We start from the raw sequence: 22,526 nt of genomic DNA, 5'->3' as shown, positions 1-22,526 counted from the left end.
CGCTATGCCATGCATTGTAGTGCGCAAGCCGTGATGGAAATGTGAAACGGCGGCCATGCACGACAACGCTCCGCAAGCATACCCCTAAACGTCTAGACGTTTAGATGAATAGATGCTTAAATGTCCACTCGCTGGATCAACAGGAATTTCGATGAGTGCCACTTCCGCCTCGCCTTCCTCCGCCACGCGGCGCGCATGGATGGCCGTGCTGGCCCGCACCCCGCGCGCCGATCTCGAAGCTGCGCTGCAACGCGCGCTGCAAGGCGCTCCACCTCCTGCTTACGACTGGCTGCGGCCACCCGAAATCGGCCTCGCGATGGTGCGCGGCCGCGTCGGTGGCAGCGGCGACCCGTTCAATCTCGGCGAAGCCACCGTCACGCGCGCCACGTTGCGTTTGCGCGGCACGGGTGATGCAGCCGCAGCCGTCGGCGTAGCGTGCCATCTGGGCCGTGACCGCCGCCGCGCCGAACTGGCCGCGCTTGCCGATGCGTTGCTGCAGATGCCCGAACATTACAGCGCCTTGCACCAGCAACTGATCGCGCCGTTTGCCGAACAGCAAGCCGCGCAACGCGCCGAACGCCAACAGGACGCCGCAGCCACGCGCGTCGAATTCTTCACGATGGTCAGAGGCGATTGATGGAAAACTCGCAGATAGCATTGTCTACCTTGACGCCCGGCTTCGCGGACCCGGTCCACGACACCCAGGCCGTATTCCGCACGCTGCTCGACGCACTGTCGCGTCCGGGCACGGTGGGCGTCGTCGAAAAAGGTTTGCCGGAGGTGCGGGCCACTCGCGCCGCGCTCGCCGCTTTCGCCGCGCTGCTGACCCTGTGCGACTACGCCACGCCCGTCTGGCTCGCACAACCCGATTCGGCACTGGGCTCGGCACTGCGCTTTCATACCGGCGCGCCGCTCGTCGACGAACCAGGGCTTGCTGCCTTCGCCTATATCCACGACGCAAGCGCAATGCCGGCACTGGAAAGCTTTGCACTCGGCGAAGCGGAATCGCCTGAGCACTCGGTGACCTTGCTGATCCGCGTCGAAGCGTTGACAGGCGGTGCACCGATCGTGCTCAGCGGTCCCGGCATTCAGCACACCACGACGATCGCGCCGATCGGTCTGCCCGAGCACTTCTGGCGCGAACGCGCCGCCCTCGCGCCGCTCTTTCCGTGCGGTATCGATTGTTATCTCGTCTGCGGCAGCACGTTGATTGGCCTGCCGCGCACAACTCAAGCGAAGGTGAACTGATGTACGTTGCCGTCAAGGGTGGAGAACGCGCGATCGAAGCATCGTGGCGTCTGCTCGACAAGTCGCGCCGCGGCGATACGCGGCTGGCCGAGCTCAGCGTCGCGCAGATTCGCGAGCAATTGCGCCTCGCCGTCGCGCGAGTGATGACCGAAGGTTCGGTCTACGACGAAGAACTCGCCGCACTCGCGATCAAGCAGGCCGCGGGCGATCTGGTTGAAGCGATCTTTCTGCTGCGTGCGTATCGCACCACGTTGCCGCGTTTCGGTTATACGCAGGCGATCGACACGGAAGCCATGCAGGTTGAGCGCCGTATTTCGGCAACGTTCAAGGACGTGCCCGGCGGGCAAATGCTCGGCGCGACTTACGATTACACGCAACGTCTGCTGGATTTTGCGCTGCTTGCCGAAGGCGATGCCGGAAACGATTTGGCCACGACCCCAGCTTCCATTCAAGCCGCCCAGTCCGCAGTTGAAGCCATGCCGCGCGTGGTCACGCTGCTCGACAAGGAAGGCCTGATCGAACAGGAACGCCCCACGCCGGACGCGCCGGAACCGGGTGACCTCTCGCGCGAACCGCTCGCGTTTCCCGCGAGCCGCGCCACGCGTTTGCAGAATCTCGCGCGCGGCGACGAAGGCTTCCTGCTCGCCATGGGCTACGCCACCCAGCGGGGCTACGCGCACACGCATCCGTTTGCCGGCGAGATCCGCTTCGGCACGATCGCCGTCGAAATGGAGCTCGACGAATTGGGCGAAGCCGTTGAAATCGGCGATATCGATGTCACCGAATGCCAGATGATCAACCAGTTCGCCGGCAGCAGCGAGGTGCCGCCTACCTTCACGCAAGGCTATGGTCTCGCGTTCGGACACTCGGAACGCAAAGCGATGGCCATGGCACTCGTGGATCGTGCGTTGCGCGCCGAGGAACTCGGCGAAACGCTCGCCTCGCCGACGCAGGACATCGAATTCATGCTTTCGCATAGCGATAACGTCGAAGCGTCCGGCTTCGTTCAGCATCTGAAGTTGCCTCACTACGTCGACTTTCAGTCCGAACTCGAACTCGTCCGGCGACTGCGGGCGCAACACAGCGCAGAGGGCCAGGATCAGGGCAAGAATCAGGATCACGATCAGCAGGAGCAAGCCGCATGAACGCGCCGGCCACATCTCACACCACCGCGTCATACGACAGCGCCGCGGACGGCTACAACTTCGCCTACCTCGACGAACAGACCAAGCGCATGCTGCGCCGCGCGCTGCTTAAGGCGGTCGCCGTGCCGGGCTATCAGGTGCCGTTCGGCTCGCGGGAAATGCCCCTGCCGTACGGCTGGGGCACGGGCGGCATTCAGGTGACCGCGGCGATCATCGGCAGCAACGATACGCTGAAGGTCATCGACCAGGGTTCCGACGAAACTACCAACGCGGTCAACATCCGCCGCTTCTTCGCGCGCACCACGGGCGTGGCGACCACGCGCCGCACGACCGAAGCGACGATCATCCAGACACGTCACCGGATTCCGGAAGCGCCACTCACCGACAAGCAGATTCTCGTCTATCAGGTGCCGATGCCTGAACCGCTATACAGGCTGGAACCGCGCGCCACGGAATGCAAGAAGCTGCACGCACTGGCTGATTACGGCTTGATCAGCGTGAAGCTGTACGAGGACATCGTCCATCACGGCAGTATCGCCACCACGTACGACTACCCGGTGATCGTCAACAACCGATATCTGAGTTCGCCGTCGCCGATTCCGAAGTTCGACAACCCGAAGATGCATATGAACCCCGCGCTGCAATTGTTCGGCGCCGGCCGCGAACGGCGCATTCACGCGATTCCGCCATACACCCCCGTGCGCAGTCTCGACTTCGACGACCATCCGTTCGAAGTGCAGAAGTGGCAGCACGCGTGCGCGCTGTGCGGATCGACGGAAAGCTTCCTCGACGAAATGATCGTCGACGACGCCGGCAAGCGCATGTTCGTCTGCTCGGATAGCGACTACTGCCACGAACGCCGCGGCGATCAGGACCTCGAGCTGCCGGCATACGAAGCGCGCAAAGGAGAAACCGCATGACGCCGCTGTTGAGCGCCCGCTCGCTCACCAAACAATTTGGCGGCCGCAACGGCTGCAGGAACGTCAGCTTCGATCTGTATCCCGGCGAAGTGCTGTGCATCGTCGGCGAATCCGGCTCGGGCAAGACCACGTTGCTCAATGCGCTCGCCCTGAAAACCGAAACCGATAGCGGCTCGCTCCACTACACGGCCACGCATGGCGAAAAGCTCGATCTGCTCGCCCTGTCCGAACCGCGCCGGCGCCTGTTGATGCGCACCGAGTGGGGTTTCGTGCAGCAGAATCCGCGCGACGGCCTGCGCAGCGGCGTCTCCGCCGGCGCGAATATCGGCGAGCCGTTGATGGCTGTCGGCGCCCGCCACTACGGCGACATCCGCCATACCGCCACGCAGTGGATGGAGCGCGTCGAACTCGATGCCACTCGCATCGACGAATTTCCCGCGGCGTTTTCTGGCGGCATGCAACAGCGTTTGCAGATCGCGCGCAATCTCGTCACCGGTCCGCGCCTCGTCTTCATGGACGAGCCGACCGCCGGTCTCGACGTCTCGGTGCAGGCGCGTCTGCTCGATTTGCTGCGCACGTTGACGTCCACGCTGCATCTGTCGGTGCTGATCGTGACGCACGATATCGGCGTGGCGCGGCTGCTCGCGCATCGTTTGATGGTCATGCAAGGCGGCGAAGTGGTCGAGTCGGGCCTGACGGACCAGGTGCTCGACGATCCGCAGCATCCGTACACGCAAACGCTGGTTTCCTCGGTTCTGCCGGTTTGAGGCTCACAATGCGATCCATTGAAACAAGCACGGAATTCCACGCCACCGAACGCGCGTTCATCGAGAACAATGCATTGATGCTGCGCGCGGTCGGCATCGGCAAGACCTTTACGCTGCACGGCCAGGGCGGCGTGCAGATCGAAGCGCTCGCGGGCGTGTCGCTCGATGTCGAGCGCGGCGAGTGCGTCGTGCTGATCGGACCTTCGGGCGCGGGCAAGAGCACGCTGCTGCGCTGTCTGTACGGCAACTACCTGGCCAGCGCGGGCTCGATTGCGATTCGCGATGCGGCGGCGGATAACGGCCCGCCAGTGTCGATCACCGGCGCCGAGCCGCATGACGTGTTGCGCCTGCGCCGCGGCGTGGTCGGCTACGTCAGCCAGTTTCTGCGCGTGATTCCGCGCGTGCCGACGCTGACGCTCGTCGCCGAACCGCTGCTGTCGCGCGGCGTGGCCGAAGACGAAGCCCGTGCACGTGCGGCAGCCCTACTGGCGAGGTTGAACGTGCCCGAGCGGTTGTGGTCGCTCGCGCCCGCCACCTTCTCCGGTGGCGAACAGCAGCGCGTGAACATCGCCCGCGGTTTGATCGCTGAGCATCCGCTGCTGTTGCTCGACGAACCCACGGCCTCGCTCGACGCGGAGAACCGCGACGTGGTCGCCGATCTGATCGTTGAAGCGCGCGAGCGCGGCGCGGCGATCGTCGGCATCTTTCACGACGAAGATACCCGCAACAAGGTGGCCACACGCCGCCTTGAACTCCAGCCGCCGTTGCGTCCGCAGTTGCATCACTAACTGACACGAAACGGCACTAAACTGAACCACTGAGCTGAAACATTGAGTCGAGCACCAAGTCGAAACACAGCGGTGCAACACTCAGGACAGACTACGGAGCAAGTCGATGTTGATCAGGAACGCTCGCATCGTGACGCGAGACGAAGTATTTACCGGTGTCGTACGCATTGAAGACGGCGTGATTCGCGACGTCGAGCGTGGCACGACCTCGGCGCGCGAAGCGGAAGATTGGGAAGGCGACTATCTGTTGCCGGGTCTGATCGAACTGCACACGGACAACCTCGAGAAGCACCTGGCGCCGCGTCCGGGCGTGCAGTGGAATACCGACGCCGCCTTCGTGATTCACGACGCGCAAGTGGCGGCGGCCGGCATCACCACGGTGTTCGACGCCCTCGCAATCGGTTCGCGCTCGAACGTAGGGCTGCGCGGCCGCGATCTGCAGACCCAGTGCGCCGAATCCCTCGCGCGCTTCTCGGAGCGCAAGCTGCTGCGCGCCGAACACTTTCTGCATCTGCGCTGCGAAATCGCCACGGCCGACGTAGTCGAGGTATTCGATTCGTTGTGCGGGCATCCGCTGCTGCGGCTTGCCTCGGTGATGGATCACACGCCCGGCCAGCGCCAATGGCACGACCGCGAGCAATGGCGCCGTTTCCAGGAGCGCAATGGCAAGCTGAGCGACGAACACGTGGCGACCGCGCTGGCCGAACTGTCCGTGGAACAGGAACGTTACGCCGACGCGCACCGCCACGAGATCGTTGCGCGCTGCAACCGGCTCGGCATTCCGGTGGCGAGCCATGACGACACGCTGATCGAGCACATCGAACAGGCCAAGTCCGAAGGCATCGTGCTGGCCGAATTCCCGACGACCCGCATCGCCGCCGAGGCGGCACGCGAGCACGGCATTTCGACCATCATGGGGGCGCCGAATATCGTGCGCGGCGGCTCGCATTCGGGCAACGTGTCGGCCCTCGAACTGGCGAAGGCAGGCTTGCTCGATATCCTGTCCTCGGATTACGTGCCGTCCAGTTTGATGACGGCCGTGTTCGATCTGGTGAGCAAGGCTGGCTGGACCCTGCCGCGCGCCATGGCGACGGTTTCCGCCGAGCCGGCTCGTACGGCAGGCCTGCATGACCGCGGGGCGATTGAAGCGGGTTTGCGCGCTGACTTCGTGCGCGTCACGATGCTCGACACGCTGCCGGTGCCGCGCGCAACGTATCGCGCCGGAGCGCGGATCGTCTGACGATGTTGTTAGGCCTCGCTGGTGACGGGCAGCAGCGGTTCGACCGCGGCCCAGCGCGTCCAGCGGGGTGTCTGGTCAGGTGCTTCGACGCGCAAGGTGCGCGAGCCGTCACCGAAAACCAGGGATTCGATATTGAATGCGCTCCCCTCTTCAATGCCGGCGTCACGCACGTGACCGGATTGGTAGGTGAAACTGAGATTGCCTTCGCGCAACAACTCGAGGTAGGTGTCGAAGTCGGTCGTTGATGAACGTTTGTCCCAGCGGTTCAGGAGGGTGGCGGCGATTTCGGCGTCGTACATTTTGTACCTCTCTGGGCGTAAGCCGTGTCCCGACTATAGCTGAAAAACAAGCATCGTGCTGCAATGCACCATTGTTGACCTTTACGGCCCTTTACATGACCGCTCGCGCCCCGCTCAGACCGCCTCCACGAATCTCCTGCGTCATTTGCGCGTACAACGAAGCGCCCCGCATCGGCACGGTGCTGGCCGTGGCCTGCGCGCATCCTTTGCTCGGTGAAGTCATCGTGGTGGATGACGGTTCGACCGATGGCACCGCGGACGTGGTCGAGCGTTTCGCGTCGGCGCGGCTGATCCGGTGCGCCGAGAATCGCGGTAAAAGCGCCGCGATGGCAGCCGGAATCGCCGCCGCGCGTGGCGAACTGCTAATGCTGCTCGATGCCGACCTGAAGGGACTGACCGCCGAGAGCATCAGCGCGCTCGCCCTGCCCGTCCTGCAAGGCAGCGCGCAAGTAAGCATGAGCCTGCGTCAGAACAGCCTGCTCGCATTCCGCGCCATCGGCCTCGATTTCGTCTCCGGCGAGCGCGTGGTCAAAAAAACGCTGCTCAGCGAAGTCCTGCAGGAGGTTCATGGCCTGCCGCGCTTTGGGGTCGAAGTGTTCATGAACCGCCGCATCATCGCGCGCCGTCTGCCGATTGCAGTGACGCACTGGCCACACGTCACGCAAGCCCGAAAAACCGAGAAACTCGGCTACTGGAGGGGCATGCGTGCGGAATGGCGCATGATCGCGGACCTCCTGAAAGCGGTCTATCCGCTCGCGCTGATTTCACAGACCTTTCAAATGCTTCGCTTACGCAGTGAGCAGGACTCACGCGCGAGTTTTGCGGCACGCATGCGCAAAGTGCCGGATACCGACAGTGCGCGCTGAAGCGCTTACCGAAGCTGGCGAGCGCCGTGAGCCGTACGGTGCCATTGAAACCCGGCCCTCGAGGTTTCAGTCAGCGGCCGATAATGGATTGCGCCCCCTCGTTGCAAGCGCAACAAAACCTGCCGCGCCCAACGCCAACGGGCTGTAAAGCGTCGCGAAACGCCACAACACCAGCGCCGTCGCGATGCCCGCGCGGGGCACCCAGCTCGCGAATGCGGCAGCAAGAGCGATATCGCCGGTGCCACCGCCTGCGGGCACGCCGGTCCACAACGCGGCATGCAGCACGACGGCCTGCACGGCCAGAACGAAACCCAACGGCAGGCGGTAACCGAGTTCGCGCAAGATAAACCAGAGGGCGCCATAGCGCAGCAGCCACTGCAGCGTGGTGAGCAGACACAACGCAGCAAGCCGCCACTTGGGTACGGCGACCAGTTCCAGCCATTGCCGGCGAACGCTATGGAAAAACCGGCTCAATCTCGCGCGGCGTTCGTTGAGCCAGTGAACGCGCCGGCCGGCGGCGTCCAGTGCCGCCGCCACACGCCGGCGGTTCATCCAGCAGACGCCGATAAGGCACGCGGCGCCGGCCAATACGCCGAACACGAGCGGCGCGCTAGCGCGCGGAATCACTTGCGTCAGCGGCCCGAAGGCAAACAACAGGGAAATCGGTACGGCGCTCGTGAAGAACGCGAGATCGAGCGCCTGATCCGCGCCGACGACCGTCGTCGCCAGCGACCATGAAGCCCCGGCGCGCTGCAGCAGGCCGATGTTGACGCCGTAGCCCGCCGCACCCAACGGAGACGCCAGGAACGCGAAATCGGTAGCCAGCGTGATGCCAAACGTGCGCAGGAAACTGATCCGGAAACCGAGCGCGGTCTGCATCAGATGCAGCTTGCCCGCTTTTGCCGTCGCGCTGATCGCAGCACTCGCGGCGAGTGCGGCGAATACGTACAGAGAGACGTTACGCAGTCCGGCGAACGCCGCGTGCGAATTGAGAACGAAAGGCGCGCCGACGGCGAGGCCGATACCGGCAAGCGCCACCAACACCGCCGCTTTACGCGTATGTGATCTGATCAACGAGGGCCTCAGCAAGTACAGCCTGGCCCTGCTTTCTCCGCACGATGCAGCATGCATGAGGCTGCGCGGTGCGTGAAATTGAGGCCGTCCGGGGCCTCATGATAACCACGCGACGCTGCGTTTTCGTGACTAGCGATCGGCGAGCAGCGATTGGTGCGCCGACGGCAACTGCCCCCATCCGACCAGCACCTGCTGGATGCTGCGGGCGTAGGCGTCGCGCTGCTTCGGCGTTTCCGAGTGGTACGCACCGATCGCGCGCCAGGTGTTGCCGTATTTGACCATTTTCTGCTTCAGCAGCCATGCGGCTACGTAGACGTTCACACACGGATCGGTCAATGCGCGGTGCGGCACGCCTTCGCGTGCGAGGTCGCCGAAATGAATCGAATTGATCTGCAGCTGGCCGACGTCGATCGAACCGTTCGCGTTCTGGTGTATCGCGTCCGGGTCGCCCTTCGATTCGAACCATGCAACCGCGCGCAATACCCAGGGATTGACGCCCTGGTAGGCCGCGGCCTCATTGAAGCAATCGTCTGCCGCCTGGGCCGCGCCGCACATCGACAGCCACGCTAGCGCGGCACAGAAGAGTTTCAAGGACACGATTCATCCTTCCGCTTGATAGCGACAAAAGTGATGAACTCCACGCCGCGGGCGAATTACTTGGCCAACGCCAGATCGATTTGCCGTTGCACGGAGTCGAGGTACGTATGTGAAGCGTCGGACACGACGAGCCGGACTGCCGGCATCGGCGCTCCCCTGCGTTCCTGCGTCTGGATCGGCGCACGCGACTTCTTTCGATGCGTCGTCGGCTTCACCGGCAAATCATCATCAGCGCCACTCGACGGCGGCAGCATCGCAAGCGTTGGCAACGGCGGATAAACCTTGTCCGCCGCCGGGGGAAACGTGGCAGGAAACGCGCCTGCCGACTGCAGATCCGTTCCCGGCTGGCCCGCAAAAGCAGGCGTGGCGAGCAGTGTGGCCACCGTCAGTAAGGTGATTCGAAACATCGCGATGGCCTCCTTCATTGCACCGTTCTGATCGACACGCTATAGGGCTGACCCAGGCCGGCGGTTCGATTCTCGAAGCTCACCTTCGACATGCGTTGCGCAGGCACACCCTTCCATACTGCCTGGTTCAGGTACGCGAAATCCTGACCCAGCGCGGTGACCAGCACGACCGTGGATTGCGGTTGCGCGGCAGCCAGTGCGCCTGCCTTGGTCAGCACGGCGGTGAGTTGCGGGTCATGCGCCCCGAGCGCATCCGGCGGAATCTCGAAGCTGATGACTTCGTTAGGCGCCTTGTCAGGATGCGCGGCATTCTGCGCAGGCATCTGTGCGCACCCGGCCAGCGCGAGAACGGCTACCAAAAACCACACCTGTCGCTTCACACCCGTCTCCAGTCAATCCCGTTGCTATAGAGTTGTTTTCGGCAGACGCGCGGGAAAAGTTGATAGGTCGAAAACGCGCCCGCGAAAATCAAAAAGAGTTACCTCAAGATCGGCGCAAACGATTGCTTCGACGCTCGATGAAGCGTCGAACGAGGCGAAGTTGCCTCGCGTTTGGAGGGGATTATTCGTATGAGGATTGTGGGCTGGAGAGGCCGCTGGACGGGGCTCTGCGGGTCATGCATGAAGTTCGCTGACGGGCGCAGCGGGGATGCTACGCCCATGACAGTAATGTGGCCGTAAGCGAGCAAGCCGGCGGCCCGCCCGCAGATCGGCCTAAGTCGACAGCGGCACACGCTCCGGTTCGTCCGCGTCGAACCACGCCGGATTGCGCTCCGCAATCGGACCAAGCGACACCAGAATCTCGCGCAGATGGCTGCGCATCGCTTCTTCAGCCGCGCCCGGATCGTGCGCGCGCAGGCCAGCCAGAATCTTCGCGTGCTGCTTGATCAGCAGATCGAGCGGCGATACCTCCGGCAAGCTCAGGTAGCGCACCCGGTCCATCTGCGCCTTGATGTCCTGAATCGTTTCCCATGCCGCCGTGCAATCGATCGCCTGGGCGATCGCATAATGAAACGCCTCGTCGAGCGCGAGGAAGGCGGCGGTGTCGTTCGATTTCGCCGCAAGCTTCTGGTCGCGAAGGTTGTCGGCCAGCGCCTGCAACTGCTCGTCCGTGATCGACACGGCTGCCTTCTTCACCACCGCCGTCTCGATCGCTTCGCGAATGAAGCGCCCTTCCCGCACCTGACGCGGCGAAATGCGCTTCACGAAAGTGCCGCGCTGCGGCAATACCTGAAGCACACCCGCTTCGACCAACTTGATGAACGCCTCCCGCACCGGTTGCCGCGACACCTGAAACATGTCGGACACTTCCTTCTCCGAGAGCGGCGTGCCCGGCACCAGTTGACCGGCAAAAATTGCCTGACGCAGCGCACGGAAAATCTGCTTGCCGATCGGCTCATGCGAGTCGAACGAGACGCTGGCGGTCAGATCCGGTAGTTCGACACGCGCGCCGGCCTGCACGCTCACGCGACGCCTTGTGCGGGGTGCAAGCGTGGTGTCGGAGGAGAAAGAAGACGTGTTGGCGTGGAGGTTCTTGGTCGGCATCGGGTAACGCAGCGAATAGCAACGAATGAATTGCGACAGAGACGGCACACACCATGAATACCCACCAGCATATCCACTAAAGTGTGCCGCACCATACTACCATGCACGTTTCATGTTTAAGGCACTCGCTCGCGGCTCGCGAATCCACACCAGCGAACACACCGCGCCGAGCACGGCAATCGCCCCCGCCAGTACGAACGCACTCGCGTAGTTACCGTGCGTCGCTTCGACGATGAAGCCCGTCACCGCGGGGCCGATCACGCCGGCCAGATTCGCCAGCAAGTGCACAAAACCGCCCGCACCGCCGACGTGTTCGCGCGGCACGGTGTCCTGAATCACGGCCCAATACACCGCGCCCGTCACATACAGAAAGAAGATCGACACCGACATCAGCGCGACGGCGCTCTGCGTACTGGCAACACGCCCGGCCAACGCGACGCACACCGCTGCCGCGCCCAAACAGCTACTCAGCACGATCTTGCGCGACAGCAGCGGCTTGCCGGTCAGGCGCAAGATGAAGTCGGAGATGAAGCCGCCTGCCGCGAGTCCGATGCTGCCGAGCAGCCACGGAATCACCGTGGCGAAACTCATGTCGCGCAGACTCAGGTGATGCGCTTCGGTCAGATAGGTCGGGAACCACGACAGGAAGAAAAACAGCACGTAGTTGTATGAGAAGAATGCGAAGGCGGTCGCGAGAATGATCGGCTTCTTCAGGAAGTGCCGCAGGCCGAGCCGCTCGCCGTCGGCCGAATGCGCGATCGCATGTTCGTCCGCCTGACCGGCGCGGATGAGTTCGATCTCGTCGGGCGTGACGCGCGAGTTTTCGTGCGGGTGTTCAGTGGTCGTTGCCGCCCACAAGACGAGCCACAAGAGTCCCAGCAGCATGATCGCGACAAAGGCCCAGCGCCAGCCGAACTGGACCGCCATGAAGCCGACCACCGGTCCCGCCAGCGCGCCGCCGAGCGGCGTGCCCGAACTGATCACGCCAATCGCGCTCGCGACTTCCTTGCGTGGGAACCAGTTATTGACCATCTTGCTGTTCGACGAACTGAACGGACCTTCGCCCATGCCGAACAGCACACGCAGCACGATCAGCGAACCGATGCCGGTGGCCAACGCAGTCGCACCGCAGAACACCGACCACACGCCCATCGCGGTGCCGAACACGCGTTTCGCGCCGACCTTGTCCGACAGCACGCCGCCAACAAAATTGAACAGCGCATAGCCGATGAAAAAACTGCTGAACACGATGCCCAACTGCGCATGCGAGAAGTGCAGATCTTTCTGGATCAGCGGTGCGGCAATCGACAGCGCCGCGCGGTCGAGATAGTTGATGACGCCGGCCAGAAACAGTAGCGCGACAACAAACCAGCGTTGACTCTTGATCATCGGGTGTCTCCTTCGGGTCGCCTCTTGATGGGCGTTTTGAATAGCTTAGGTAGCTGGATTGGCATGGCAAGGCGCTGCGGTCAGGTGCAACGCCTCATGCCACGGGAGATGCTCAGTCGAAGTTCAGATGCACCTTCATCGACTGCGAGCGGTCGAGCGCCACTTCGAACGCATGGTTCGCTTCACTCATCGCGAATGCATGCGTCATGAGCGGTCGCAAGTCGACCTTGCCGGAAGCGATTTCATCGGCAGCGATGGCGTATTCGCTGGTGAAGCGGAACGAGCCTTGATAGCGGAGTTCCTTCGACATCACCAGGTTCGCCGCCACCGGCGACTGGCCGGCCGGCAGATTGCCGACCTGAATCACCGTGCCGCCCGCGCGCGCCGCACGCAGCGCCGTATCGAGTCCGGCGGGACTGCCCGATGCTTCGATGACCACGTCGAACGTGCCGCGTTGTGCGGACCATTGATCGATCGTGGCGCTGTCCGTCGCGTTCACGATCTGATCCGCACCGAGTTGCTGCGCGACCTGCAACGCCCGATCCGACAGATCCAGCGCGACCAGGCGATGGGCGCCGGCGCGGCGCGCCACGCTCAGCAGAATGCAACCGATCGGCCCGCAACCGACCAGCAAGACGCTTGCGCCAACGAGCGAACCCGCCTGCTTCACTGCATGCAATGCAACGGCAAGCGGCTCGGCCATCGACGCCTGCGCAAAATCGACGCCATCCGGCACCGGCACGCATTGCCGCGCCGCGACCACGATGTACTGACGGAACATGCCCTGCGTGTGCGGGAACGTCGATGCACTGCCCATGAAGCGCATGTTCAGACAATGATTCGGCATCCCGCCGATGCAAAAGCGGCACGTCCCACAAGCAAGTCCCGGATTGACGGCAACACGCTGCCCGGGTGTCAGGCGACTCTCTGCGCTCACGCCCTCGCCGAGCGAATCGATCTCGCCGGCCACTTCATGTCCGAGCACGAACGGCTCGCGCACCGCGAAATCGCCGCTCTTGCCTTTGAAGTAGTACGACAGATCGGAGCCGCAAATGCCGCCGGCGCGCACGCGTACTCGCACCTGGCCGGGGCCGGGTACAGGCGGCTCGACTTCGTCGATGCGGATGAGTTTGGGTTCGTGAAGCACGGCTGCGAGCATGAAGGACTCCGGTATGACAAAGGTCTCGCGCTCAGTGCCGCGCGAAAGAAGATGAAGATGAGGACGCGAGGGTTTGCGCTGCCGAATGGGCTTCTACCGGCTCGCCGCCGCCCCAATCGTGAAGATCGCCGCCACGGCGTAGAGGCGCAGTTTCCGGCAATGCAAAGAGCGATACAGCCGACACAATGCCGAGCACGGCCACGTAGACGATCAACGCAAGCGAATTGCCATGCGTGACCTGAATCAGTTTGACGGCCAGCAGTCCGAGCACGCCGCTGCCGAGCAAAGAGCCGATCTGCCAGATCAGCGCGATACCGCTGCACCGCACGCGCGCGGGGAACAGTTCGGGAAACAGCGCCGCTTGCGGTGCATAGCAAAGGCTGTGGCCCACGCTAATGGCGAGAATCATCACGAGTTGGATCGCCGCGCGATTACCGCTATCGATCGCCATGAAGAACGGCACCACCAACGCCACGTGCAATAGCGCACCCGCGATAAAGGTCGGCCGCCGTCCGATACGATCGGACAGCGCACCCGCGAGCGGAATCGTGACGAGCTCGAGCGCGACCGCGACGATCACCGTTTCGAGCAGCATGCTTTGCGCAATGCCGTGTGCCTTGCCGTAGGCGAGCACGATCATCGTGTACATCGCGAAGGCGCAAGCCTCGATCAATTTCGCGCCGACACCTTTGACGATCGTCGGGCCGAACTGCCTTACCACTTCCACCACGGGGCGCGAAGCCACTGCCTTGGTGCGCTGGATCGTTGCGAAGATCGGCGACTCTTCGGTGCGCAAACGGATATACAGGCCCACCGCAACCAGCAGCGCGCTCGCGAGAAACGGAATGCGCCAGCCCCAGTCGAGCAATTGCGCCTGCGTCAACGTCGCGCTAAGCAGCGCGAACAGACCCGAAGGAATCAGGAAGCCCGCAGGCGCACCCAGTTGCACGAGACTCGCGAAGAAGCCGCGCCGCGTAGGCGGGGCATATTCCGCCGTCAGCAACACAGCGCCCGCCTGCTCGCCACCCACGCCGAAGCCTTGCAACACGCGAATCACGATCAGCGCAATCGGCGCCCAGATGCCGATCGACTGATAGTCCGGCAGCAGGCCGATCACAAACGTTCCCAAGCCGACGATCAGGATCGTCACGATCAAAGCCTTCTTGCGGCCGACGCGGTCGCCGAAATGCCCGAACACGATGCCGCCCAGCGGCCGCGCCAGAAAACCGACTGCGTAGGTGGCGAAGGCGGCAAGCGTGCCGATCAGCGGGTCCGCGGAGGGAAAGAATTTCTGGCCGAACACCAGCACCGCAGCCGTGCCGTAGACGAAGAAGTCGTAGTACTCGGCCGCGGTGCCGATGGTCGAGGCGAAGGCCACGCGACGCAGCATGGCAGTGCTGGCCGGCGCGGCGGCTTGCGGACGTGCTGGGTTCACGCGTGTCTCCATGATTTTGTAGTTAGGGTCAGTCGAGCGAAATCCGCTTACCAGTTCCACAGCGTCCCGTCTTCGAGACGTGCGACCGGCAGATACGCGGGGTCGTAGGGATACCGCGCGGCCGCTGCTTCGTCGATATCGACACCGTGGCCCGGGGTTTCGCCGGGATGCATCATGCCGCGCTCGAAGCGCCATGCATGCGGGAATACGTCGAGCGCTTCTGGCGGAAAGCCCATGTATTCCTGCACCCCGAAATTCGGCACCCACAGGTCGAAGTGCAGCGCCGCGCCCATGCACACCGGCGACAGATCCGACGGCCCGTGACAACCGGTTCGCACCTGGTAGAGCGAAGCAAAATCCGCAATGCGTCGCAGATGCGTAATGCCGCCTGCGTGCGTCAAGGTCGCGCGGATATAGTCGATCAATTGCTCCTCGATCAACTGTTTGCAATCCCAGATACTGTTAAAGATTTCGCCGACGGCGATCGGCGTGACCGTATGCTCGCGAATCAGCCGGAAGCCGGCCTGGTTTTCCGCGGGCGTCGGATCTTCCATCCAGAACAGGCGATACGGCTCGACCGATTTGCCGAGACGCGCGGCTTCGATCGGTGTCAAACGGTGATGGACGTCATGCAGCAAATGCGTATCGAAGCCGAATTTGTCGCGCACGGCTTCGAAGAGTTTCGGCACGAAGTCGAGATACTTTTCCGAAGACCAGCTCTGCTCCTCCACAGCCCCTTTGGTAGCCGGCTCATACATGCCGCTGCCTTTCGACACGCCATACACCGAGCGCATATTCGGCACGCCGCACTGAATGCGGATCGCCTGATAGCCGGCTTCGATGTGTTCCGCGTAACGGTCGAGTGCTTCGGGAATATCGCGGCCGGTGGCGTGGCCGTACACCATCACGCCTTCGCGCGAGGCGCCGCCGAGCAGCTTGTACAGCGGCATGCCCGTTACTTTGCCGAGAATGTCCCACAGCGCCATATCCACTGCGGCGATCGCCGACATCGTGACAGGGCCGCGACGCCAGTACGCGCCTTTGTAGAGGTACTGCCAGGTGTCTTCGATGCGACCGGGATCGCGGCCGATCAGCAACGGGCACACATGGTCCTTCAGATACGAAGCGACCGCGAGTTCGCGGCCGTTCAGCGTTGCATCGCCGATGCCGTATACGCCTTCGTCCGTGACGATTTTCAGTGTGACGAAATTGCGGCCCGGGCACGTGACGATCACGTCGGCGCGAACGATCTTCATGACTTCTTCCTTGCAGAGGCAAGTCGCGAACCGCGCACAACGGCGGCATACGACTGGCTGTTTTCATGTCGATTTTGGGCTCTGGTTGCAGTGGAAAATCGCACTCGTCAACCTGTCTCAAATCGTTTGAACGATGCTACCATACAAGTATAGCGACACGTCAAATCAGGGTTTTCCCGTTGAACGGCGTCGGTCTGAAGCCTTTCCGCAACCTGGAATTCGTCACATGATTTCTGTAGCCACCTTGCCTCGCCTCGTCCGCCAAGCACTGCCCACGCTGCAATCACATCTGCTGTCACCGCAATGGCAGGAGCCGCGCATCGGCATCGTTCATCTGGGGATCGGCAACTTCCATCGCGCGCATCAGGCCCTCTATACCGAAGAGGCCATGCTTGCCGCGGGTGGTGACTGGGGGATTTGCGGTGTCACGCTGCAAGGCGATGTCGACAAGCGCGATGCGCTGATGGCGCAGCAAGGTTTGTATAGCGTGGTTGAGCGCGGCCCGCATGGCGCTAAGGTGACGGTCGTGCGCGCGCTACGCGAAGTGCTGGCCATGCCGCACGATCGCGCCGCCCTGTTCGCGCGTCTCGCGGATCCGCTGGTACAGATCGTCTCACTGACCGTCACGGAAAAAGGCTATTGCCGCGACCCGAAAACCGGCGAGGTCGCGCTGGATGATCCCGCCGTTGCACACGATCTGGCCAACCCGCTCGAACCGCGTACCGTACCGGGCATCCTCGTCGCGGCATTGCGCGAGCGGCGCGACAGCGCGAGCGGCAAACCGTTCACGGTGCTCTCGTGCGACAACCTTTCCCATAACGGCGCCGCGCTGCGCCAGGTAGTCTGTTCGTTCGCGCGGCAACGCGATCCCGAGCTGGCCGACTGGATCGCCGCCCACGTTGCGTTTCCGTCGACGATGGTCGACCGCATCGTGCCGGCCACCACGGATGCCGAACGCGTCACCGTGGCCCACGCCATCGTTTATGAAGACACCGTACCGGTGCCCTGCGAGCCGTTCCGGCAGTGGGTCATTGAAGATCGTTTTGCGGGGGGACGTCCCGCATGGGAGGCAGTCGGCGCGCAACTCGTGGAAGACGTGACGCCGTTCGAACTGGCGAAGCTGCGCATGCTGAACGGCACGCATTCGACGCTGGCCTATCTGTCGATGCTCGGCGGCTTCGAGACGATCGATGCAGCGATCTCACACCCGCCCATGCGCAATCTCATCCACGCGATGATGACGGAAGAAATCGCGCCGACGCTTACCATGCCCGCATCATTCGACCTGGCCGCCTATCGGGATGCGCTGCTCGAGCGCTACACGAATCCGGCGCTGAAACATCGCTGCGCGCAGATCGCGATGGATGGCAGCCAGAAGATTCCGCCGCGCCTGCTCGCCACCATTGCGGCACGGATCGGCGCGGGTCAACCGTTCACGCGTCTCGCGCTGGCGATAGCGGCCTGGATGATGTTTTTGCGCGGCCACGCGGACGACGGCACGCGTTACGAAATCAGCGATCCGCTGGCCGGCAGATTGAAGACGCTCGTGGCGTCCGCTGACGGTGAGCCGCAAGCGTTGATGGATGCGTTACTGACTGTGCGTGAAGTGTTTCCGGAAGATCTGGCCGCCCTGCCCGAGTTCAGAAAAACGCTTCGACACGCATTGCAGCTGCTTCACGAACACGGCGCACGGGGAGCGATCACAGCATTGCAATGAAATTCGGCGCTTCAGGCCGTCGGCTCCGCCTCACGGCCTTCCGTTGCCCCTTCGCTCTCCTGCTCACGCTTGCGCGCCGCCAGCACATCCTGGTAGCGCAGATAGCCACACCGTCCACCGGCTTTAGCTGCATACATCGCCGCATCGGCATGGAGCAGCAACTCCTCCACCGTGGCGCTATCCTCCGGAAACTGGCTGATGCCGATGCTCGCGCCCACCGTCATGCTTTGTCCGTCGATCACCAGTTCTTCGTTCAACGCCCCCATGATGCGCGAGGCAATCCCCGGTGCGGCCTCTGCGGAGCGCGGCCCCTCGATCAACACGATGAACTCATCGCCGCCGAGGCGCGCGGCAACATCCGCCGTGCAAAGCACCTTCTTCAGCCGCTTCGCCACGGCGGTGAGCACCTTGTCGCCAATCGAATGGCCGAACTGGTCGTTGATCTGCTTGAAGCGGTCGAGGTCGACGAACAGCACGGCAAGCCCTTCCTGACGCCTTGTTGCTTCCTCGATCGCCGCCTCGAGCTTCTGCATGAACAACATGCGGTTCGGCAAGCCGGTCAGCCCGTCGTGTGTAGCGAGGTGCACGAGCTCACGTTGCTTGTTATGCAGCACATCCATTTGCGACTTGATTTCCCGGCGCAAACGATCGAAGCAGCGCGCGAGTACGCCGATCTCGTCGGTACGTTTGAGCGGCAGCGTTTCCATCGTGTGCTCGGCGAACAGATGCGTCGCCGCATACGCGAGGATGTGTAAAGGCTTGGTCAGGGCGCGCGCAAACAGAATCGCCAGGAACAGCGCCAGCACGCTGAAGATCAGCACCATGCGAATGATTCTGTTACCCAGCTGGGTGGCGCCGGATAAGACATCCTCGAGCGGCTTGGCAAGGCCGATCACGATAAAACGGTTGCCTTCGGATGCGCCGAACGGTCTGCGCACGAAAGCAAGCACCTGGCCGGCCGCCTGCCCCGGCCGCACGAGACCGTTCAGCAGAACCTCGCTTTTTGACTGATCGAAGAGCGGCTTGGTGGCGGAAAAGCTGTCCTGCATCAGAACGCGGCGGCCCTTGTCGAAGCCGAACGTTTTCGAGGCATCCGGATGGACCAGGAAATCGCCCCATTCGTTGGCGAGATAGACCTGATAGTCGCTCGGCAAGTCGCTCTGCAAACGGTTGAGCAGTCCGGCCAGATCGATATCGATAATCACGACGCCCACTACTGCGCCACTCGCGTTCGCCACCGGCGTGCCGAGCCGCAGTGTCGGTTTGCCCTCGGCGGCATGCGCGCCGTACTCGTGATTCACCGCGATCGGCGAGGTGTAAATGCGTCCGGGCGAGAACGCCAGCGTGTCGAAAACATATGCAAACTGGCCTTTTTCCTGCAGGTTATTCCCCTCTACCCGTACCAGGCCGTCCGCATCGCGGTCGAAACGGATCAGCTCGAGTCCGTAGTGCTTGCGGGCAATGAAACGAATCTGCAGATACTCGGAGTGATGAACCATGAAGCTGGCGTACACCTGCGCCAGCTGTTCGCGCTGTGCATTCGCGCCGACGCCGTTGTCGGTCTGCGCGACGTCCGCCAGAGACGGCAAACTCGCGAGCACCAGCGCGTCTGCGGCAACATCGTCGATCGCCACGGAAAAGCGCTGTCCCAACAATTCCGTTGAGGTCAGCAGGCTGCGTTCGGCTTCGTTCACGAGCATCGTACGGTTGGCACGATACGTGTAATAACCGGTCGCACCGGACGCGAGCACGCCAATGCACGCAAGCAGAATCGATAACTTGAATGTCAGGCCGGGGCGCATCATCAGAAACGCTCCGACCTGTCGCCGGACACGATTCTGCTCCACAGATCTTCGCGCCGCTGAATATCTTCCACCGGACCGATCCAGAGGATATGCGCCTTGTCGCCGTTCTCCGCCGGCGCCGTCAACGTGTTGGCGAGCCCCTGGCGTTGCGTCAGCAACGCACTGACGTCCGGTTCGAGCATGTAGTTGATCCACGCAAGCGCGAGCGGGCGATCCTTGGCGGAACGCGTCATCGACCAGCAGTCCAGCCAGGCGAGCACCCCTTCGTCGGGAATCACGTAGCCCACATCGGCGCCCGCGCGGCGCAACGATTCAACCTGCTGGGTGCCGTAGTTACCGAACATCAAGGCAACTTTGTGCTGGATGAAGAACGCGGTCGCTTCTTCAGGCAACGTGTAATAGGTCAGCAGGTTGCGGCGCAGGTCGACGAGCTTGTGAGCGATCACGCGCATCTGCGTATCGTCGAGCTGGAAGGGATGCGGATAGCCCAGCGCCAGCGCAGTGAACGAGAAATTATGCTGGGCGCTATTGAAGTCGAGAACCTTGCCGCGGTAGCGCGGGTTCCACAATTCGCGCATCGAGCGCGGCGCAACGGCGATCTGCTTGCGGTCATAGATCAGCCCCATCGACGAGTACGTGAATGGAATGGCGTATACATTGCCTGCCGAGGTCAGCCCTTCGATCGCCGACAGCGCCTGAAACCGCGGCAACTGTTTTTTCGTATTCGGCAAACTGGCCAGATCGAGCGGCGCCAGCAGATTCGCGCGGGTATAGCGCTCGATTTCAGCAGTATTCGCTGCGAGCACATCGAACTGCGGCGTGCCCTGAGCATGCATCTGCGCCCATAGCGCCTCGTCGGAATCGACCAGCGTGACTTCGACCTTCGCGTTGTAGCGCGTCTCGAAAGCCTTGACGACGTCGGCGTCCGCATAACCGGGCCATGCCAGCACACGCAGAACGTTGTCGGCGGCCACGACGGGTGCTGAAGACAAAAGGCTACAGCAGAAAGCGGCGTTTATCAGTAATGTCAAAAAAGCGGAAAACGCGCGGCCGCGCAGTGACTTCGCGCGTGCCGCTGCGACTGCAGTTCGGCTCCGGCGCGATGGTTTGAAACAGCGCATTTCGTCTGCCATCGAAATCGTGTGCATATACAACCGCTTAGCAGAAGGTCATTAAGACGAACGCAAACAGGCGCGCGGTATTTAATCGCGGGCGTAGTGCTCGATGACTTTGTTCAGACAGATACCGGTGCAATCGTACGCTGCAAAGGCAGCCGTGCGGAGCGTTGATCATAGCGCCAAGCAATGCATTTTTGGTTCCGGCCCCGCCTCAATCGAGAAAAAACAATTGGTCAGGTGTGATTTAACAAATACGCTCATCTGTATTTAACGGTTGTTCTCGCGAAATCTTTAACTTCGGCGACGGTAAATTGAAACAATCACGGTCGCGTAATAGTCTGCAATAACTGCTGGTAATAGCGCCATTCTGAATACTGGTTTTGCCGGCACAGCGCAAGGTGCGAAGCACGCCGGAAAAGCGCCGTGGGTAGCCAACTTCATTACGGCTCCTTTACGCGACAACAGGTAGCATCCCAAGGCCATGCAATTCGCATGACGACCCCGTCGAAACTCCACCACATTCAGGCTTTAGAAGCTATTCCCGTGCGCTATCCGGTGTTTCACTAGCTACCCAATCTTTTTGAACTGATAAGCTTGGCGCGCGCTGCTGGCCGCCCCGGCCGGCAGCTTCAACCCAAGCCCGGTCGTGAGTCGCGCCGGGCGTCCCGCAGCGGCACAACCGCATACGGGAGTATTCGAACTACACCGAGGAGTTAAACAGTGAAAAAACTGCTAGCGGCTTTGACGGTTGCTCTGCTTGCAACCGTCTCGATTGGCGCACACGCTAAAGATTGGTCGACAATCCGTTTCGGCGTTGACGCCAGCTACCCCCCGTTTGAGTCCAAGGGCTCCGACGGCAAGCTCGCGGGCTTCGACATCGACCTCGGCAATGAAATCTGCGCGCGCCTGAAGGCCAAGTGCGTGTGGGTTGAAAACGACTTCGACGGCATGATCCCGGCCCTGAAGGCGAAGAAGTTCGACGGCGTGCTGTCGTCGATGTCCATGACGCCGCAACGCGCTGAGCAGATCGCCTTCTCGTCGAAGCTGTTCAACACGCCGACGCGCCTCGTCGCGAAGAAGGGTTCGGGCATCCTGCCGACCGCCGATTCGCTCAAGGGCAAGACGGTTGGTGTCGAGCAAGGCACGATCCAGGAAACCTACGCGAAGACGTACTGGGAAGCGAAGGGCACGAAGGTTGTGCCGTATCAGAACCAGGACCAGGTCTATGCCGACTTGCTGTCGGGCCGTCTGGACGCAGCGCTGCAAGACGCAGTGCAAGCTGAGATCGGCTTCCTGAAGACGCCGCGCGGCGCGGGCTTCGACTTCGTCGGCAAGGACCTCGACGATCCGAAGATCCTCGGCAACGGCGCAGGCATCGGCATGCGCAAGGAAGACACCGATCTGAAGGCGAAGGTCGACAAGGCGATTGCCGACATCATCAAGGACGGTACGTACAAGAAGCTCGAGAAGAAGTACTTCGACTTCGACGTGTACGGCAGCTAAGCCAGTCACGCGCGCCTGACGGCGCGCTTGCCGGCTTGCAGAAAACGGGCTCCGCATCACGCGGAGCCCGTTTCGTTTGCGGGGCCGCTTTGCCGCGCCGCCCGGACTGTGATCGAACCGGATAGGCCGGCCCGCGTGCCACGCGCGATTCAAACGGCGCCGCCTAAGACCACGCGCCGCGTCATATCGGCTAAGATCGTGCGCTAGAGGCGCTGCGAACCCGCCCGCCAATGCCCGACCTTTAAACAC

General features: G+C 62.4%; 22 protein-coding genes. 10 read left to right on the top strand and 12 right to left on the bottom strand.

What is annotated here, in order from left to right; all coding sequences use genetic code 11:
* The first annotated feature begins 151 nt into the window (after nt 1-151).
* The 7 genes from phnG (at nt 152) to KHO30_RS07120 (ending at nt 6,108) form a co-directional block, all read left to right on the top strand.
* On the top strand, nt 152-637 hold the full coding sequence (gene phnG / locus KHO30_RS07150) for a phosphonate C-P lyase system protein PhnG (RefSeq protein ID WP_093634777.1): 486 nt from the start codon (nt 152-154) through the stop codon (nt 635-637).
* Nucleotides 637-1,248 (top strand): phosphonate C-P lyase system protein PhnH, encoded by a 612-nt coding sequence (gene phnH, locus KHO30_RS07145; protein ID WP_200652618.1) that lies wholly within the window; start codon nt 637-639, stop codon nt 1,246-1,248. Before phnG ends, phnH begins: the two co-directional genes overlap by 1 nt.
* Nucleotides 1,248-2,393: a carbon-phosphorus lyase complex subunit gene (locus KHO30_RS07140; protein ID WP_093634779.1), complete on the top strand. Its 1,146-nt coding sequence runs from the start codon at nt 1,248-1,250 to the stop codon at nt 2,391-2,393. The genes phnH and KHO30_RS07140 overlap by 1 nt, the downstream gene beginning before the upstream one ends.
* Complete coding sequence (locus tag KHO30_RS07135) at nt 2,390-3,313, top strand: alpha-D-ribose 1-methylphosphonate 5-phosphate C-P-lyase PhnJ (protein WP_200621549.1); 924 nt, start codon at nt 2,390-2,392, stop codon at nt 3,311-3,313. Before KHO30_RS07140 ends, KHO30_RS07135 begins: the two co-directional genes overlap by 4 nt.
* A complete protein-coding gene (gene phnK / locus KHO30_RS07130; RefSeq protein ID WP_054041997.1) occupies nt 3,310-4,080 on the top strand; it encodes a phosphonate C-P lyase system protein PhnK in 771 nt (256 codons plus the stop codon). Before KHO30_RS07135 ends, phnK begins: the two co-directional genes overlap by 4 nt.
* 8 nt (nt 4,081-4,088) lie before the next feature.
* Nucleotides 4,089-4,868 (top strand): phosphonate C-P lyase system protein PhnL, encoded by a 780-nt coding sequence (phnL, locus tag KHO30_RS07125; RefSeq protein WP_211700419.1) that lies wholly within the window; start codon nt 4,089-4,091, stop codon nt 4,866-4,868.
* A gap of 106 nt (nt 4,869-4,974) precedes the next feature.
* Complete coding sequence (locus KHO30_RS07120) at nt 4,975-6,108, top strand: alpha-D-ribose 1-methylphosphonate 5-triphosphate diphosphatase (RefSeq protein WP_211700418.1); 1,134 nt, start codon at nt 4,975-4,977, stop codon at nt 6,106-6,108.
* Between the two features lie 8 nt (nt 6,109-6,116).
* On the opposite strand, the gene KHO30_RS07115 is transcribed toward KHO30_RS07120, so the two are convergent.
* On the bottom strand, nt 6,117-6,407 hold the full coding sequence (locus tag KHO30_RS07115; protein WP_093634783.1) for a hypothetical protein: 291 nt from the start codon (nt 6,405-6,407) through the stop codon (nt 6,117-6,119).
* A 95-nt stretch (nt 6,408-6,502) separates the two neighbouring features.
* Between KHO30_RS07115 and KHO30_RS07110 the strand changes: the two genes are divergently transcribed.
* The gene (locus KHO30_RS07110) at nt 6,503-7,273 is read left to right on the top strand and encodes a glycosyltransferase family 2 protein (protein ID WP_200652615.1); all 771 of its coding nucleotides are present in this window, start codon (nt 6,503-6,505) and stop codon (nt 7,271-7,273) included.
* Nucleotides 7,274-7,339: 66 nt separating this feature from the next.
* On the opposite strand, the gene KHO30_RS07105 is transcribed toward KHO30_RS07110, so the two are convergent.
* The 9 genes from KHO30_RS07105 to manD all read right to left on the bottom strand — a co-directional run bounded on the left by KHO30_RS07105 (nt 7,340) and on the right by manD (nt 16,134).
* A complete protein-coding gene (locus tag KHO30_RS07105; RefSeq protein WP_211700417.1) occupies nt 7,340-8,347 on the bottom strand; it encodes a lysylphosphatidylglycerol synthase transmembrane domain-containing protein in 1,008 nt (335 codons plus the stop codon).
* Nucleotides 8,348-8,476: 129 nt separating this feature from the next.
* Complete coding sequence (locus KHO30_RS07100; RefSeq protein WP_093634916.1) at nt 8,477-8,902, bottom strand: lytic transglycosylase domain-containing protein; 426 nt, start codon at nt 8,900-8,902, stop codon at nt 8,477-8,479.
* Nucleotides 8,903-9,000: 98 nt separating this feature from the next.
* Nucleotides 9,001-9,351, bottom strand: a complete 351-nt coding sequence (locus KHO30_RS07095) for a hypothetical protein (protein ID WP_234487041.1) — start codon at nt 9,349-9,351, stop codon at nt 9,001-9,003.
* Nucleotides 9,352-9,365: 14 nt separating this feature from the next.
* Nucleotides 9,366-9,674, bottom strand: a complete 309-nt coding sequence (locus KHO30_RS07090) for a hypothetical protein (protein WP_234476751.1) — start codon at nt 9,672-9,674, stop codon at nt 9,366-9,368.
* 390 nt (nt 9,675-10,064) lie between these two features.
* Complete coding sequence (locus KHO30_RS07085) at nt 10,065-10,895, bottom strand: GntR family transcriptional regulator (protein ID WP_200621556.1); 831 nt, start codon at nt 10,893-10,895, stop codon at nt 10,065-10,067.
* Nucleotides 10,896-10,991: 96 nt separating this feature from the next.
* Nucleotides 10,992-12,284: an MFS transporter gene (locus tag KHO30_RS07080; RefSeq protein WP_211700416.1), complete on the bottom strand. Its 1,293-nt coding sequence runs from the start codon at nt 12,282-12,284 to the stop codon at nt 10,992-10,994.
* A 112-nt stretch (nt 12,285-12,396) separates the two neighbouring features.
* Nucleotides 12,397-13,443, bottom strand: a complete 1,047-nt coding sequence (locus KHO30_RS07075; RefSeq protein ID WP_211700415.1) for an L-idonate 5-dehydrogenase — start codon at nt 13,441-13,443, stop codon at nt 12,397-12,399.
* Nucleotides 13,444-13,474: 31 nt separating this feature from the next.
* Complete coding sequence (locus KHO30_RS07070; RefSeq protein WP_211701001.1) at nt 13,475-14,833, bottom strand: MFS transporter; 1,359 nt, start codon at nt 14,831-14,833, stop codon at nt 13,475-13,477.
* 92 nt (nt 14,834-14,925) lie between these two features.
* Nucleotides 14,926-16,134, bottom strand: coding sequence for a D-mannonate dehydratase ManD (manD, locus tag KHO30_RS07065; RefSeq protein WP_211700414.1), 1,209 nt, complete (start codon nt 16,132-16,134; stop codon nt 14,926-14,928).
* A gap of 226 nt (nt 16,135-16,360) precedes the next feature.
* On the opposite strand from manD, the gene KHO30_RS07060 reads away from it, so the two are divergent.
* Complete coding sequence (locus KHO30_RS07060) at nt 16,361-17,851, top strand: mannitol dehydrogenase family protein (RefSeq protein ID WP_211700413.1); 1,491 nt, start codon at nt 16,361-16,363, stop codon at nt 17,849-17,851.
* Nucleotides 17,852-17,862: 11 nt separating this feature from the next.
* On the opposite strand, the gene KHO30_RS07055 is transcribed toward KHO30_RS07060, so the two are convergent.
* Both KHO30_RS07055 and KHO30_RS07050 read right to left on the bottom strand, forming a co-directional pair.
* Nucleotides 17,863-19,656 carry a GGDEF domain-containing protein gene (locus KHO30_RS07055; protein WP_211700412.1) on the bottom strand — a complete coding sequence of 598 codons (1,794 nt, stop codon included), beginning with the start codon at nt 19,654-19,656 and terminating at the stop codon, nt 17,863-17,865.
* On the bottom strand, nt 19,656-20,789 hold the full coding sequence (locus KHO30_RS07050) for an ABC transporter substrate-binding protein (protein WP_425312881.1): 1,134 nt from the start codon (nt 20,787-20,789) through the stop codon (nt 19,656-19,658). The genes KHO30_RS07055 and KHO30_RS07050 overlap by 1 nt, the downstream gene beginning before the upstream one ends.
* Before the next feature lie 705 nt (nt 20,790-21,494).
* Between KHO30_RS07050 and KHO30_RS07045 the strand changes: the two genes are divergently transcribed.
* A complete protein-coding gene (locus KHO30_RS07045; protein WP_093634793.1) occupies nt 21,495-22,277 on the top strand; it encodes an ABC transporter substrate-binding protein in 783 nt (260 codons plus the stop codon).
* Nucleotides 22,278-22,526 lie beyond the last annotated feature (249 nt).

The organism is Paraburkholderia aspalathi (assembly GCF_905220735.1).
GTDB lineage: Bacteria > Pseudomonadota > Gammaproteobacteria > Burkholderiales > Burkholderiaceae > Paraburkholderia > Paraburkholderia aspalathi.
This window is presented reverse-complemented; position numbering and strand designations above follow the sequence as displayed.

Bases quoted from the DNA above. Each gene is read 5' to 3' on its own strand.
- phnG (WP_093634777.1), top strand. From the start codon at position 152: ATGAGTGCCACTTCCGCCTCGCCTTCCTCCGCCACGCGGCGCGCATGG.
- phnH (WP_200652618.1), top strand. From the start codon at position 637: ATGGAAAACTCGCAGATAGCATTGTCTACCTTGACGCCCGGCTTCGCG.
- KHO30_RS07140 (WP_093634779.1), top strand. From the start codon at position 1,248: ATGTACGTTGCCGTCAAGGGTGGAGAACGCGCGATCGAAGCATCGTGG.
- KHO30_RS07135 (WP_200621549.1), top strand. From the start codon at position 2,390: ATGAACGCGCCGGCCACATCTCACACCACCGCGTCATACGACAGCGCC.
- phnK (WP_054041997.1), top strand. From the start codon at position 3,310: ATGACGCCGCTGTTGAGCGCCCGCTCGCTCACCAAACAATTTGGCGGC.
- phnL (WP_211700419.1), top strand. From the start codon at position 4,089: ATGCGATCCATTGAAACAAGCACGGAATTCCACGCCACCGAACGCGCG.
- KHO30_RS07120 (WP_211700418.1), top strand. From the start codon at position 4,975: ATGTTGATCAGGAACGCTCGCATCGTGACGCGAGACGAAGTATTTACC.
- KHO30_RS07115 (WP_093634783.1), bottom strand. From the start codon at position 6,407: ATGTACGACGCCGAAATCGCCGCCACCCTCCTGAACCGCTGGGACAAA.
- KHO30_RS07110 (WP_200652615.1), top strand. From the start codon at position 6,503: ATGACCGCTCGCGCCCCGCTCAGACCGCCTCCACGAATCTCCTGCGTC.
- KHO30_RS07100 (WP_093634916.1), bottom strand. From the start codon at position 8,902: ATGTGCGGCGCGGCCCAGGCGGCAGACGATTGCTTCAATGAGGCCGCG.
- KHO30_RS07095 (WP_234487041.1), bottom strand. From the start codon at position 9,351: ATGTTTCGAATCACCTTACTGACGGTGGCCACACTGCTCGCCACGCCT.
- KHO30_RS07090 (WP_234476751.1), bottom strand. From the start codon at position 9,674: ATGCCTGCGCAGAATGCCGCGCATCCTGACAAGGCGCCTAACGAAGTC.
- KHO30_RS07085 (WP_200621556.1), bottom strand. From the start codon at position 10,895: ATGCCGACCAAGAACCTCCACGCCAACACGTCTTCTTTCTCCTCCGAC.
- KHO30_RS07080 (WP_211700416.1), bottom strand. From the start codon at position 12,284: ATGATCAAGAGTCAACGCTGGTTTGTTGTCGCGCTACTGTTTCTGGCC.
- KHO30_RS07075 (WP_211700415.1), bottom strand. From the start codon at position 13,443: ATGCTCGCAGCCGTGCTTCACGAACCCAAACTCATCCGCATCGACGAA.
- KHO30_RS07070 (WP_211701001.1), bottom strand. From the start codon at position 14,833: ATGCTGCGTCGCGTGGCCTTCGCCTCGACCATCGGCACCGCGGCCGAG.
- manD (WP_211700414.1), bottom strand. From the start codon at position 16,134: ATGAAGATCGTTCGCGCCGACGTGATCGTCACGTGCCCGGGCCGCAAT.
- KHO30_RS07060 (WP_211700413.1), top strand. From the start codon at position 16,361: ATGATTTCTGTAGCCACCTTGCCTCGCCTCGTCCGCCAAGCACTGCCC.
- KHO30_RS07055 (WP_211700412.1), bottom strand. From the start codon at position 19,656: ATGATGCGCCCCGGCCTGACATTCAAGTTATCGATTCTGCTTGCGTGC.
- KHO30_RS07050 (WP_425312881.1), bottom strand. From the start codon at position 20,789: ATGGCAGACGAAATGCGCTGTTTCAAACCATCGCGCCGGAGCCGAACT.